This window comes from Pseudomonas sp., from assembly GCF_002796985.1.
In the GTDB taxonomy this organism is placed as follows: domain Bacteria; phylum Pseudomonadota; class Gammaproteobacteria; order Pseudomonadales; family Pseudomonadaceae; genus Pseudomonas.
Map to the genome: position 1 here is coordinate 56,658 of NZ_PEKX01000009.1, position 13,400 is coordinate 70,057.

The 13,400-nt window shown below is 68.1% G+C and carries 9 protein-coding genes; 2 read left to right on the top strand and 7 right to left on the bottom strand.

Annotation, left to right across the window (positions count from 1 at the left end; genetic code table 11):
• Window positions 1–24 precede the first annotated feature (24 nt).
• Window positions 25–1,116 (top strand): aminopeptidase, encoded by a 1,092-nt coding sequence (locus CTR55_RS14615; RefSeq protein ID WP_296287227.1) that lies wholly within the window; start codon window positions 25–27, stop codon window positions 1,114–1,116.
• Between the two features lie 225 nt (window positions 1,117–1,341).
• Here the strand turns inward: CTR55_RS14615 and CTR55_RS14620 are convergent, their stop codons facing one another.
• The 4 genes from CTR55_RS14620 to CTR55_RS14635 all read right to left on the bottom strand — a co-directional run bounded on the left by CTR55_RS14620 (window position 1,342) and on the right by CTR55_RS14635 (window position 7,406).
• The gene (locus CTR55_RS14620) at window positions 1,342–2,748 is read right to left on the bottom strand and encodes a DUF1254 domain-containing protein (protein ID WP_296287228.1); all 1,407 of its coding nucleotides are present in this window, start codon (window positions 2,746–2,748) and stop codon (window positions 1,342–1,344) included.
• Between the two features lie 3 nt (window positions 2,749–2,751).
• Complete coding sequence (locus CTR55_RS14625; RefSeq protein ID WP_296287229.1) at window positions 2,752–4,095, bottom strand: DUF1254 domain-containing protein; 1,344 nt, start codon at window positions 4,093–4,095, stop codon at window positions 2,752–2,754.
• 108 nt (window positions 4,096–4,203) lie between these two features.
• Window positions 4,204–5,727, bottom strand: a complete 1,524-nt coding sequence (locus CTR55_RS14630; protein ID WP_296287231.1) for a 3-hydroxyacyl-CoA dehydrogenase — start codon at window positions 5,725–5,727, stop codon at window positions 4,204–4,206.
• 47 nt (window positions 5,728–5,774) lie between these two features.
• Entirely contained in the window at window positions 5,775–7,406 is a 1,632-nt protein-coding gene (locus CTR55_RS14635; RefSeq protein ID WP_296287233.1) for an AMP-binding protein, read from the bottom strand.
• Window positions 7,407–7,598: 192 nt separating this feature from the next.
• Between CTR55_RS14635 and CTR55_RS14640 the strand changes: the two genes are divergently transcribed.
• The gene (locus CTR55_RS14640) at window positions 7,599–8,384 is read left to right on the top strand and encodes an IclR family transcriptional regulator (RefSeq protein WP_296287234.1); all 786 of its coding nucleotides are present in this window, start codon (window positions 7,599–7,601) and stop codon (window positions 8,382–8,384) included.
• Between the two features lie 231 nt (window positions 8,385–8,615).
• On the opposite strand, the gene CTR55_RS14645 is transcribed toward CTR55_RS14640, so the two are convergent.
• The 3 genes from CTR55_RS14645 to CTR55_RS14655 are packed head-to-tail and all read right to left on the bottom strand — an operon-like array spanning window position 8,616 to window position 13,051.
• The gene (locus tag CTR55_RS14645; RefSeq protein WP_296287235.1) at window positions 8,616–9,746 is read right to left on the bottom strand and encodes an acyl-CoA dehydrogenase; all 1,131 of its coding nucleotides are present in this window, start codon (window positions 9,744–9,746) and stop codon (window positions 8,616–8,618) included.
• Between the two features lie 10 nt (window positions 9,747–9,756).
• Complete coding sequence (locus CTR55_RS14650; RefSeq protein ID WP_296287236.1) at window positions 9,757–10,947, bottom strand: acyl-CoA dehydrogenase family protein; 1,191 nt, start codon at window positions 10,945–10,947, stop codon at window positions 9,757–9,759.
• A gap of 10 nt (window positions 10,948–10,957) precedes the next feature.
• Window positions 10,958–13,051, bottom strand: coding sequence for a 3-hydroxyacyl-CoA dehydrogenase NAD-binding domain-containing protein (locus tag CTR55_RS14655; protein ID WP_296287238.1), 2,094 nt, complete (start codon window positions 13,049–13,051; stop codon window positions 10,958–10,960).
• Between the last annotated feature and the right edge of the window lie 349 nt (window positions 13,052–13,400).

Consider the following 13,400-nt stretch of genomic DNA (forward strand, 5'->3'; position numbering starts at 1 on the left):
CAGGCCCTGTGCTATGTTCCGCGCATGCCCTTCCGTCTTCTTATCCCGACACTCGACCGCCGCCTGTGCCGCTGGGTTCCCTGCGTGGCGATCTGGGCGCTGAGCGGTTGCTCCACGGTGGGCTATTACGGCCAGTTGGCGGACGGCCAAGTGCGCCTGCTCGCCGCCCGCGAGCCGGTGGCCGAGGTGGTCGCCGACCCCGCCCGCGACCCTGCGTTGCGCCAGCGCCTGGAGCTGTCCCAGGAGGCCCGTGACTTCGCCAGCGCCGAGCTGGGCCTGCCGGACAACCAGAGCTATCGCCTGTACGCCGATATCCACCGGCCCAACGTGGTGTGGAACGTGTTCGCCACGCCCGAGCTGTCGTTGCAGCCGCTCACCCACTGCTTCCCCATCGCCGGCTGCGTGGCCTATCGCGGTTATTACGGCGACGTCGGTGCGCAGGCCGAGGCGAAGCGCCTGAAGGAGCAGGGGCTGGATGTCTACGTCGGCGGCGTGGAGGCCTATTCGACCCTCGGCTGGTTCGATGACCCGATCCTCAGCAGCATGCTGCGCTGGGGCGACCAGCGCCTGGCCGAGACGATCTTCCACGAGCTGGCGCACCAGAAGTTCTACCTGCCGGGCGATACCGCGTTCAATGAGTCCTACGCCTCCTTCGTCCAAGCGGAAGGCGGCCGCCGCTGGCGCGCCGCGCGCCACCTGGCGGATGACTCGCCGCTGCTGGAGGAGCAGCGCAAGCGCTTCACCCAGCTGGTGCTCGATACCCGCGAGCGCTTGCAGGCGCTTTACGCCAGCCCGCGCAGCGACGCGGAAAAGCGTGCCGGCAAGCAGGCCGAGTTCGAGCGCCTGCGCCACGACTATGCGCAGATGCGTGATCGGGACTGGGGTGGCAAGGCGCCTTTCGACGCCTGGGTCAACGGCTCGCTGAACAACGCCAAGCTGCTGCCCTTTGGCCTCTACGACCAGTGGGTGCCGGCTTTCGCCGCGTTGTTCGCCCAGGTCGGCGGCAACTGGCCGGCGTTCTATGCGCGGGTGGAGAAGCTCGGCGCGTTGCCGCTGGCGGAGCGCAAGGCGGCGTTGGAGACGCTCAAGGCGGGCGGGTTCGTCAGCTTCCGGTAATTTCTTCGCTGGGGTTGGTTCGCGAGCAATGACGCTGGCGTCCCCTCGCTCCTACAGGTATGCCGCAGCGGCTCTTCGTAGGAGCGAGCTTGCTCGCGAATCGGCCCGTGACGATGGCGTGGGGACTTTCCCCCTCACCCCAGCCCTCTCCCTCTGAGCGGGGCGCGCAGCCAGGGTTAGGGTGAGGGCCGGTCGTTGCACAGACCTTCATGCAGGAGCGCCCTGTCAGACCCGCTCGATCCCCGGCATCTGCCACTCGCCGCCCACCACCCGCTGCTCCGGCCCGTAAATGCGCAGGATCAGGTTGAAAGGCCCCTGCCGCGTCGAGGGCAGCCAGTTCGCCTCGTGCTCCTGACCGGGCGAGTCGGCCTGGATGTACAACGTCACCCCGCCATCGGCATCGCGTAGCAGCGGGTCGCGGCTGCTCAGGCAGTAGCGCTGGAGGGAGTTGTCCACCAGTTGGCGGTCGGGCAGGTCGTAGAGCGTCATCGACCAGAACTCCCTGGCCGGCGGCAGCTGCCCCGGTGCGAAGCGCAGCCGGTAGCGCTGCCCGCCCTGCAGCGGCCGTTGCGCGCTGTCCAGGCGGCTGCCCAGGTAGATCGCCTCCTCCACGCTGTTGCCGTAGATGCCGCTGGCCGCTGCCACGGCGCGGCTCAGGTAGTCGTTGTGCATCGCCGCGCGGCTGCCGAACAACCCGGCGGAGGAGCGCAGCGTGGCGCCCCTGGCCTTCAGCTCCGCCACGCCCTGCTGGATGCCCGCGCCCAACGCCTGGCGCTGTGCCGGGCTGAGCACCGCCGGATTGAACGCCAACCCTGCACCGATGCCGACACGGGTGAAACGCTGGCGCAGTTCGACCTCGCTCGGGTCCACCGGGCAGCAGGCGAGAATCTGGTTCAGGTGCGCAATGAAGCCGGGGCCGAGGTCGCGGGGCAGTTCCCAGGGCAGCCATCCCACCGCCTCAGCGGGCGCGGGCGCTGCGCTGCCGGCGAACGCGTGCAGCGGCCGCAGGCGGTACTGCTGCTGGAGTTTGCGCACGGCGGGCAGGTCATCGGCGTCGCGCAGGCCGGTGCGGCCCAGCAGCATGGCGATCTGCGTTTCACTGCGCAGTACCTGACGGATACCGGCTGGCGTCGTGCCCTGCCAGTCGGGCCCGGCGATCAGGTAGTCGCCCGCCTCGCGGCCGGTGCTGAGCACGCCGACATAGCCGAAGTTGAAGGTGTACTGGTCCACCAGCTGGTGCACGTAGTAGCGGTCTTCGCCCACGGCGGGAACGCTGAGCACCCAGGGTTCGGCGCGCAGGTCGAGCCAGGCCCAGGAGTAGGGGGTGTCGTTGTTCGGCGTGACGATGTCGCGGTTCTTCGGGGTGTACAGCTCGCTGTAGTGGCGGAACACGCCGAAGCCGCCGACGTACTCCGGCGACGCCGGGTTCAGCACCTGCTTCTGCATCGTCTGGTAGTGCATCAGCATCGGGTAGGCGTAGATCCACGCCTGGCGGACGATGTCCTGGAACACAGCGGGGTCGCTCTCCAGCTCAAGCGGGGCGGCCAGCAGCCAGTTCGGTGTGCAACCCAGGCCGAAGCCGAGCGCACCGCTGGCGCCGAGGAAGCGGCGGCGGGTCAGGGTCGGATTCATGCCTTACTCCTTGACGGCGATGGGCTGTACGGCGGGCGGCTGGTAGTCGCCCTTGAGCGCTTTTTCCTGCGGCAGGTACAGGCGCAGGATCAGGTTGAACGGGCCCTGTGGCGCGGGCAGCCAGTTGTCGGTGCTGGCGGGCTGGGCGTGCTGGAGGGTCAGGGTCAGGCCGCCGTCGGCATCCGGCTTCAGGCCGCTGGCGCTGTTGATGGCGTAGCGGTTGAGCGGGTTGGCCGAAAGCATCTGGGTCTTGCCGTCGTACAGGGTGACCGACCAGAAGGCGTCCACCGGCGGCAGTTGGCCAGGGGCGAAGTGCAGGCGGTAGGCGCGGCTGCCATCCAGCGGCTGGCCGCTGGCGTCGACGCGGGTGATCGGGTACATCGCCTCCGCCGGGTCGTTGGCATAGAGGTATTTCCAGGCCACGGCCGAGCGGGTCAGGTCGTCGCTGCCGTAATGGCCGATGTTGGTCGGGGAGTTCTGCCAGCCATTGACCGGGGCGCCGAAGCGCTCGGTGGCGGCGCGAATCTTCGCGCGCCCGTCCTCGGCGCCCTGCTCCACTGCCTGGGCAATGTCCGCCGGCAGCTGTTTGGCATCGAAGGGTTTGCCGGTGCCCACGCCGATCTGCGCGAACTGTTTCAGGCGCTCCTGCTCGTCGGCGCTCCAGGCATGCCAGGCCGAGAGGCCGTTGAAGTCGATGAAGGTGTTTTCCGCCGGGCCTTCCTTGGTCGGCAGGTACTCGGGCACGTCCATCTTGTGCGGCAGCAAGGTCGGTTTGGTGCTGCGCAACTTGTAGCCGTCCATCACCGCCTTGGCGGCGGCCAGATCGGCTTCGCCGTCGACCGCCGTGCGCCCGAGGAGGAACAGGATGCGGCTGGGCGAGCGGATCACCTTGCCGTGGAAATCCTCAGGTGTCTTGCCATCCCAGTCGGGCCCGGCGATCAGGAAGCTGCCGGCCTCGCGGCCGGTGGCGCGGGTGCCGATGTAGTCGAGGTTGTTGGTGCGCATGTCGATCAGCTGGAAGCTGTAGTAACGCTGCGGCACGGCGGGCACGCTGAGCACCACCGGGTGTTCGCGCAGGTCGAGCAGTGCGTAGGAGTAGAGCGTGTCGTTGTTCGGCGACACCACGGTGCGGTCTTCCGGCCCGAGCAGCGCGGTCTTGTTGTACAGGTAATTGACCGGCAGCTTGGCGGCCAGCGCCTGCAAGGTCTTGCCGTGTTCGGCGGTGGCGTAGGCGAACAGATAAGCCTGCTCGGCCAGGTCGCGGGCTTGCGGCGGCGTCGGTGCGGCGGCCCAGGCGTGGCCGGCGAGCAGGGGAAGCAGGGCGAGTGCGGGCAGCCAGTGGCGCATGTCGTGTTCCTCGTTGTTCTTGTTGGCATGGCGCCGGCCAGGGTGCTCCAGAGCGCCGCGCTGACGGTTAGCGCCAGCGGACAGAAAACGATCACCGCCGCCGGGGTATCACTCCGCGCGGTCGGGGCTGTGCAGCGGGAGGTCCAGCTGTACGCGGCGGCGCAGCCAGGGGCTGGGCCGGTAGCGGGCCTCGCCGTAGCAGGCCTGCAGGCCCTGGAGGATGGTGAGAATGCGCACGGCGCCGTAATGCTCGCCGAAGGCCAGCGGGCCGAAGGGGTAACCCAGCGCCAGTTGCACCGCGCGGTCCAGCGTCACCGGCGTGGCGATGCCGCGCTGGGCGATCTCGCAGCCGAGATTGACGATGCCGGCGACTACCCGTTGGCTGACAAAGCCGGGCGAATCGTTGATCACTTCCACCGGCACGCCGTCGCTGCCCAGCGCCTGGCGCGCTTGCGCCTCAAGGTGCGGGTCGAGCGCCGGCTGGCGCATCAGCACGCGGCGGCGGTCCAGTTCGGTGAAGGTTTCCAGCGCCAGGCTGCGTTCCGGCGGCAGGCCGAGGGCGTCGATGCGCGTGCTGGCGTCCACGCCCAGCGGGGTGACCAGGCAGATGGCGCGCGACGACGGCGCTTCGCCGGTTTCCAGCACCACGCCGCCGAGGGTGAGGATCGCCGCGACGCGGTGGCGCAGCTCCGGGTCCTGGCTGTCGAGCCAGTACGGGCGGTTGAGCAATACGGTTTCGTACCGTTCTTCTGCTTCACGAACGGGCTGGCCGTCGTGGTAGCGGTAGAAGCCCTCGCCGCTCTTGCGACCCAGCAACCCACCGGCGACGCGCTGCGCGGCAAGTGGCGACGGGGTGTAGCGCGGGTCCTGGTAGAACTGCTGGTAGAGCGACTCCATCACCGCGTGGGAGACATCCAGGCCGGTCAGGTCGAGCAGCTCGAACGGCCCCATGCGAAAGCCCACGCCGTCGCGCAGGATGCGGTCGATCTGCGCGGGGCTGGCGATGCCTTCGCCGAGGATGCGCAGCGCTTCGGTGCTGAAGGCGCGGCCGGCGTGGTTGACGATGAAGCCGGGGCTGTCCGGTGACACCGCCGGGAAGTGCCCGGCCTGCTCCGCCAGCCGGCTCAGACGCTGCACCACCGACTCGCTGGTGCGCTGGCCGCGCACCACCTCGACGATGCGCATCAGCGTCACCGGGTTGAAGAAGTGGAAGCCGGCAACCCGTTCCGGGTGCTGGCAGCGCGCGGCGATGCGGGTGACCGACAGCGACGAGGTGTTGCTCGCCAGCACGGCCTCCGGCGCCACGCGCTTCTCCAGCTCGGCGAGCAGCGCTTGCTTGGCGCCGAGGTCTTCGAGGATGGCCTCGATCAGCAGGTCGCAGTCGGCCAACTCGTCCAGGCTGTGGGTGGGCAACAGGCGCTGCATCGTCGCGCGGAGTGCTTCGGGGGCAAGCTTGCCCTTGGCCACCGCGCGTTCCAGCAGCTCGCGGTTGAAGGCCAGGGCCTGCTCCACGGTGTGCGGGTTGCTGTCGTACAGGCGCACCGGCAGCCCGGCGCTGGCGAACAGCTGGGCGATGCCGCGGCCCATGGCCCCGGCGCCGATCACGCCAATACGGTGGAAGGACTCGGTCATGCTGCGGGTCTCGTCGTGCGCACCTGCTTCAACCATAGACGCTGTGCTCACGCGGTGGTCCTTTTGGCCAGTTCCAGATCGCGCAGCTGGCGGCGCAGCAACTTGCCGACGCTGGTCTTGGGCAGCTCGTCGAGGACCTCAACGAAGCTCGGCACCTTGTAGCCGGTGAGGTGCTCGCGGCAGTGGGCGATGATCTGCGCCGGCGCCAGCGATTCGTCCTTGAGGCTGACGAACAGCTTCACCGACTCGCCCTTGCGCTCGTCCGGCACGCCGATGGCCACGCACTCGCGCACGCCGGGGTGACGCATTACCGCGTCCTCCACTTCGTTGGGGAACACGTTGAAGCCCGAGACCAGGATCATGTCCTTCTTGCGGTCGACGATCTTCAGCATGCCGTCGGCGTCCAGCTCGGCGATGTCGCCGGTCTTCAGCCAGCCGTCGGCGGTCAGCACCTGGGCGCTCTCTTCCGGGCGCTGCCAGTAGCCCTGCATCACCTGCGGGCCACGCAGCCACAGCTCGCCGGGCTGGTCGGGGCCGGTGTCGTTGCCCTCCTCGTCCACCGTGCGCAGTTCGGTATCCACCAGCGCCTGGCCGACGTAGCCTTCGCGGTACGGGCTCAGCAGCGTGCCGGTGGAGACTACCGGCGAGGCCTCGGTAAGGCCGAAACCTTCACGTACCGGCGCACCGGTCAGCGCTTCCCAGCGCCGGCCCACTTCGCGGTTCAGCGGTGCGCCGCCGGAGGTCACCCACTTCAGGTGGCTGAAGTCGATGCTGGGGAAATCCGCGTGGTTCATCAGGCCGACGAACAGGGTGTTGATGCCGCTCATCAGGGTGAAGGGGTAGCGGCGCATGGCGCCGATGATCTCGTCGAGGTTGCGGCCGTCGCGGATGAACACTGTGTGCAGGCCCATGCCCACCGAGGACAGGCAGTTCGTCGAGAAGGCCATGATGTGGTAGAGCGGCAGCGGCGCGATGCGCACGTCGGTGGCCGGCTCCAGCAGGCCGGGGCGCAGGAACAGCTCCAGGGTCTGGGTGACGTTGGCGACCAGGCTGCGGTGGCTGAGCATCGCGCCCTTGGAAACACCAGTGGTGCCGCCGGTGTACTGCAGCAGCGCGAGGCGATCCAGCCCCGGCTCGGCGTCTACCGGCGCTGCCTCGGCGCCCAGGCGCAGGGCCTGCTGGAAGCGTACGCAGTCGGCTTCGGCGCTGTCGAATTGCGGGCGCTCGCTGTCGTCGATCGAGGTCAGCAGCACCTGCCGTACCTCGCAGTCGGCCTGCACGCTGCGCAACAGCGGCAACAGGCGGTCGAGCAGGAGCACGGCGCTGGCGCCGGAGTCGGCCAACTGGTGGCGCAGCTCGCTGGCGGTGTACTGCGGGTTGGTGTTCACCAGCACCACCCCGGCCTTCAGCGCACCGAAAGTGGCGATGGGGTATTGCAGCGAATTGGGCAGCATCAGCGCCAGGCGGTTGCCGGGTTGCAGGCCGGCGTGGTGGCGCAGGTAACGGGCGAAGGCGTCGGCCTGGCGCTCCAGCTCGGCGAAGCTCAGGTGGCTGTCGCCGCAGGAGAACGCGAGGCGTTCGGGGAATTCGCGGCCGGCATCGCGCAGCAGGTCGTGGAGGTTCTGGTAGCCGTGACGGGCGATCTCGTGGGCCACGTGACCGGTTGGTTGAGCGGACATCGACTTCTCCGTACTTCTGTGAGATTTGAATTGTTGTTCTGCACAGCGAAACAGTGTGTCGCAATTGATGGTATGCGATAGGTTATCCCTGCGCAACGAGCACACGCGGACCGCTGCGTAGCGACGGGGCGATCTGCTATCGTTCGCCCGCGCCGCGCGTAGCGCCGCCCAACAGATCCCCGCCGAGGCCCCATGAGCGACGACGTCGAAGACAGCAGCACCCCCAAGGACCGCAAGTACGTCGAGGCGCTCGCCCGCGGGCTGGATGTGCTGCGCGCCTTCACCCACGGCTCGGTGGTGCTCGGCAACCAGGAAATCTCGCGGATCACCGGCCTGCCCAAGGCCACCGTGTCACGCATGACCTACACCCTGACCCAGCTCGGCTACCTCTGCTACTCGCAGCAGCACGAGAAGTACCAGCTGGATTCCGGCGTGCTGGCGCTGGGTTACGCCTACGTTTCCAACCTGCGCGTACGCCAGTTGGCCAAGCCGTACATGGACGCCTTCGCCCGTCGCACCAACACCACGGTCGGCCTGACCTGCCGCGACTGGCTGTCGATGATCTACGTGGAAAACTGCCGCCCGCCGGAAGCGACTTCCCTGCGCATGGACGCTGGCGTGCGTCTGCCACTGGCGACCACCGCCGCCGGCCGCGCCTACCTCGCCGCGACGCCGGAGCAGGAGCGCGAGCACCTGCTGGCGGCCTTGCAGGAGCGCCACGAAGGCGATTGGTCGGTCATGCGAGCCTCGCTGGAAGCGTCTTTCGAGGAATACCGCGAGCAGGGTTTCTGCCTGTCCCTTGGCGACTGGGACCGCAACGTGCGCGCCGCTGGCGTGCCGCTGCGCCTGGCCGACGGCGGGCTGATGGCGCTGACCTGTGGTGCGCCGTCGTTCCAGCTCAGCGAAGAGACGCTGTGCGGCTCGCTGGCCCATGAGCTGGCGATACTGGCGCGGGATATCGAGAGCCTCGGGGCCTGATCTGCCGTAGTTAGATTTCCCGATTTACTCCTCTGCCGTTCATGCACCCTCTCCCCAGCCCTGGCTGCGCGCCCCGCTCCGAAGGGAGAGGGGCTCTCGGCGCGTAAGGCAGCATCAATCTGCGGTGAATCTGTAGGAGCGAGCTTGCTCGCGAACCGCCCAGCACTGGAGCCGCCAGTGAATCCCCGTTCGCGAGCAAGCTCGCTCCTACAATGTTGGCCCAACCCTGGCTCAGGCGACTTCCATCAACCCCGCATACACCTTCAGGTGATGATCGTCGTCACCCAGCTGGTGACTGAGCATCACCAGGCGCTTGGCGTGGTGCGCCAGCACGTATTCCCAGGTCATGCCGATACCGCCGTGCAGCTGGATCGCCTGTTCGGCGACGAAGCGCGCCGCGCGGGTGACGATGAACTTGGCCGCCGCCAGGGTACGGCTGCGCTCGGCGCTGTCGGGCTGGTCGGCGACGCAGGCGGCGAGGATCGCCATGCTGGTGGCCTGCTCAAGCTCGCTGCGCATGTCCACCATGCGGTGCTGCAGCACCTGGAACTTGCCGATCGGGATGCCGAACTGCTTGCGCGTCTTCAGGTAGTCCAGGGTCAGCGTGCAGGCTTCCTGCAGGCTGCCGAGGGCTTCGGCGCACTGCGCGGCGATGGCGCGGCCCTGTTGATAACGCAGCGCCGGTAGCGCTTCACCGGGCGTGCCGATGGCCTCGCCGATGGCGCCGTCGAGGAACAGCTCGCAGGCGCGCTGGCCATCTACTGTCGGGTAGTCGCGGCGGCTCACGCCGGCCTGTTGCGGGTCGATGAGGAACAGGCCGATGCCCGCCTCGTCCCGCGCATGGCCGGAGACGCGCGCCGAGACCAGGATCGCCGTGGCGCTCTGCCCGCCAATCACCACCGCCTTGCGCCCGCTCAGCTTCCAGCCGTTGCCGGTTTGCTCTGCGCGGGTCTGCACGTCATGCAACTGGTAGTGGCTTTGCGGTTCTTCCAGCGCCACCGCCAGCTGCGCTTCGCCGCTGGCGATGCGCGGCAGCCAGTGGGCCTTCTGCGCGTCGCTGCCGAGCTGGGCAATCAGCCCACCGCCGTGCACCACCGATTGCAGGTAGGGCTCCAGGCACAGGCCACGGCCCAGTTCGGTGAGCACCAGCAGGCATTCCACGCCGCCGCCGAAGCCGCCATGACTTTCCGGCAGCGACACCGAAGTCAGCCCCAGCTCGCCGAGCTGGCGCCAGAAGTCGGTGCTGTAACCCAACTCGCTTTTGCTGAAACCTTCGCGCTTGTCGAACGGGTATGCGTCGCGGACCAGGCGGGCCGCGGTGTCCTGCAGCATCTGCTGCTCTTCGCTCAGTTTGAAGTCCATGGTCCTGGCCTCACAGCTCGAGAATCATCTTGGAGACGATGTTCTTCTGGATTTCGTTGGAGCCGCCGAAGATCGACAGCTTGCGCAGGTTGAAGTACTGGCTGGCCGGCGCGGCCGAGTAATCCGCATGCAGCGCCTCGCTGCCCAGTTCGAACTCGTCCTCGATGAAGGGCAGCGCGTAGGGGCCGAGCACCTTGCGCAGCAGGTGGCTGATCGCCTGGCGGATTTCCGTGCCCTTCACTTTCAGGATCGAGCTTTCCGCGCCCGGCACGCCGCCTTCGCGGGCGGCGGCGAGGATGCGCAGGGTGCTCATCTCGATGGCCATCAGCTGCATTTCCACCTCCGCCACCTGGGCGCGGAACAGCGGGTCTTCGAGCATCGGCTTGCCGTCGCACAGCTCGCGGCTGGCGACCTGCTTCAGGTGCGCGAGCACCGCCTTGGACGCGCCGATACCGGCCAGGCCGGTGCGCTCGTAGGTCAGCAGGTACTTGGCGCAGGTCCAGCCTTCGTTCTCGCGGCCCACCAGGTTTTCCACCGGCACGCGCACGTTGTCGAAGAAGACCTCGTTGACCTCGTGCTCGCCGTCCAAAGTGATGATCGGGCGCACGGTGATGCCGGGGGTCTGCATGTCGATCAGCAGGAAACTGATGCCGCGCTGCTGCTGCGCCTCGGGGTCGGTGCGCACCAGGCAGAAGATCCAGTCGGCGTGCTGGCCGAGGGTGGTCCAGGTCTTCTGGCCGTTCACCACGTAATGGTCGCCGTCGCGCACGGCGCGGGTCTTCAGCGAAGCGAGGTCGGAGCCGGCGCCCGGCTCGGAGTAGCCCTGGCACCACCAGTCGGTGCCGTCGAGGATGCGCGGCAGGTAGTGTGCCTGCTGCTCGGGCGTGCCGAACCTGATGATCACCGGGGCGACCATGTTGACGCCGAAGGGGATGGTGCGCGGCGCGCCGAAGGCGGCGCATTCCTCTTCGAAGATGTGCTTCTGCACGGCGTTCCAGCCGGTGCCGCCGAAGGCCTCCGGCCAGTGCGTGGCGTACCAGCCCTGCTCGGCGAGCACGTGCTGCCAGCGCTGGTGGTCGCCCTTGTTCAGGTGTTTGCCCAGGCGCACCTTGGTGGCGATGTCCTGAGGCAGTTTGCTGCCGAGGAAGTGGCGCACTTCATCGCGGAACGCCAGTTCGTCGGGGGTGAAATGGATGTCCATGGCGGTTCCTTCAGAGGTCAGCGAAACGGCGGCCTTCGGCCACCAGGCGTTCGAGCAGCGGTGCGGGCTGCCACCAGGCGCCGAGGCGCTGGTGGAACTCGCGGATTCGTTCGAGCACTTGCGCAAGGCCCACGCTGTCGGCGTAGAACAGCGGGCCGCCGCGCCAGGTGGGGAAACCGTAGCCGTTGAGGAAGATCACATCGACGTCGCTGGCGCGCTGGGCGATGCCTTCGTCGAGGAGGTGGGCGGCCTCGTTTATCAGCGCGTAGAGACAGCGCTCGACTATCTCTTCATCAGCGACCGGCGCGCGAGTGATGCCGCGGTCGGCGGCGGCCTGTTCCAGCATGGCCGGCAGCGCCGGGTTGTCCTGCGTAGCGCGGCCGCCTTCGCCGTAGTGGTAGAAGCCGGTGCCGGTCTTCTGCCCGAGCATGCCGGCGGCGATCAGGTGATCGAGCACCGTGGGCAGCGTCTGGCCGGGCTTGAGGTTCGGCCGCTGGCGCGAGCGGATCGCGTGGCTGATGTCGAGGCCTGAAAGGTCGCGCACCGCCAGCGGCCCCATGGCCATGCCGAAGGCGCGCAGCGCGCGGTCCACCTGCGCGGGTGTGGCGCCCTCTTCCAGGAGGAATTCGGCCTGGCGGCCGTACTGGAAGATCATGCGGTTGCCGACGAAACCGTCGCACACGCCGACCACCACCGAGACCTTCTTCAGGCGCTTGCCCAGTTGCATGGCGGTGGCCAGCACGGCGTCCGAGGTGGCCTTGCCGCGCACCACTTCGAGCAGGCGCATGACGTTGGCCGGGCTGAAGAAGTGCAGGCCGACGACGTCCTGCGGGCGCTTGGTGAAGGCGGCGATCTCATCGAGGTCCAGCGAGGAGGTGTTGCTGGCGAGGATCGCGCCGGGCTTGCAGGCGGCGTCCAGTTGCTCGAAGACCTGGCGCTTCACTTCCAGGCTTTCGAACACGGCTTCGACCACCACGTCGGCATCGCCCAGCGCGGCGTAGTCGAGCACGCCGCTGATCAGGCCCATGCGCCGCTCCATCTCTTCAGCGCCCAGGCTGCCGCGCGCCACGCTGGCGGCGTACAGGCTGCGGGCGCGGTCGAGGCCGCGTTGCAGGGCTTCTTCGTTCACTTCCAGCAGTTGCACCGGGATGCCGGCGTTGGCGAAGCACAGCACGATGCCGACGCCCATGGTGCCGCCGCCGATGACCGCAGCGCGGCGGATTTCCTGTGGCTGCACGTCGGCGGCTAGCCCGTCGACCTTGGCGGCCTCGCGCTCGGCGAAGAAGGCGTGGATCAGCGCGGCGCGTTGTGGCGATTCCATGCACTGCATGAACAGTTCGCGCTCGCGGACGAGGCCTTCGCGCAGCGGGAGCTGGGTGGCGGCTTCCACCGCATCGATGCAGCGTTGCGGGGAGAACTGGCCGGGCAGGCGTTTCTGCACGTCGCCGCGCTTGTGGGCGATCAGTTCGGCGAGGCCGCTTTCCTGTACGCGCTCGTTGCGCTCGCCGGTGCGGCGCGGGCCTTTGCCGTCCGCCAGCAGGCGATGGGCAAAGGCGAGGCCGGCTTCGATCAGTTCGCCGTCGAACAGCTCGTCGACGACATTGAACTCCAGGGCTTGCGGCGCGCGGATCGGCGTGCCGGAGACGATCATCTCCAGGGCCTTTTCCACACCCGCCAGGCGCGGCAGGCGCTGGGTGCCACCGGCGCCGGGCAGCAGGCCGAGCTTCACTTCCGGCAGGCCGAGTTGGGCGTCACGGCGGGCGATGCGGTAGTGGCAGGCCAGGGCGACTTCCAGCCCGCCGCCCAGGGCGGTGCCGTGGATCACGGCGACGCAGGGCTTGGTCGAGCCTTCGAGGATGTCGACCACTTCGGGCAGCGAGGGCGCCTGCGGCGGCTTGCCGAATTCGCGAATATCGGCGCCGGCCATGAAGGTTCGCCCGGCGCACACCAGCACCACGGCGCGCACCTGCGGGTCGGCCCCGGCCTGCTGGAAGGCGGCGAGCAGCCCGGCGCGGACGGACTGTCCGAGGGCGTTCACCGGTGGGTTGTCGACGGTCACCAGGGCAATCTCGCCCCGGCGTTCGAGCTGTACCGCTTCTGACATGCTGAACTCCGTTTATCGTTGTTTTAACGGAATGATGTTCCGCTGTGCAGAATACGATGCTGTTTTTGGCTTGTCGAGGGTTGCCGGAACGGCTCGCTCCTACAGACCGTAGGCCGCATAACGCGCCAGCGTTATTCGCCCTACGCACTACACGAGCTGGAGGCGATTGTGGCGTTTGATTGAAGGGTCTCGCCTTTCACACAAGCGTCAGGAGGAACACGCCGTAGGATGGCGTGGAGCGCAGCGATACCCATCGATTCTGGGCACCGACAGCATGGGTATCGCTGCGCTCCACCGCATCCTACGTTGGAGGCCCGTCGGCGAGACCGGCGCTGGGGTAGACATAGAA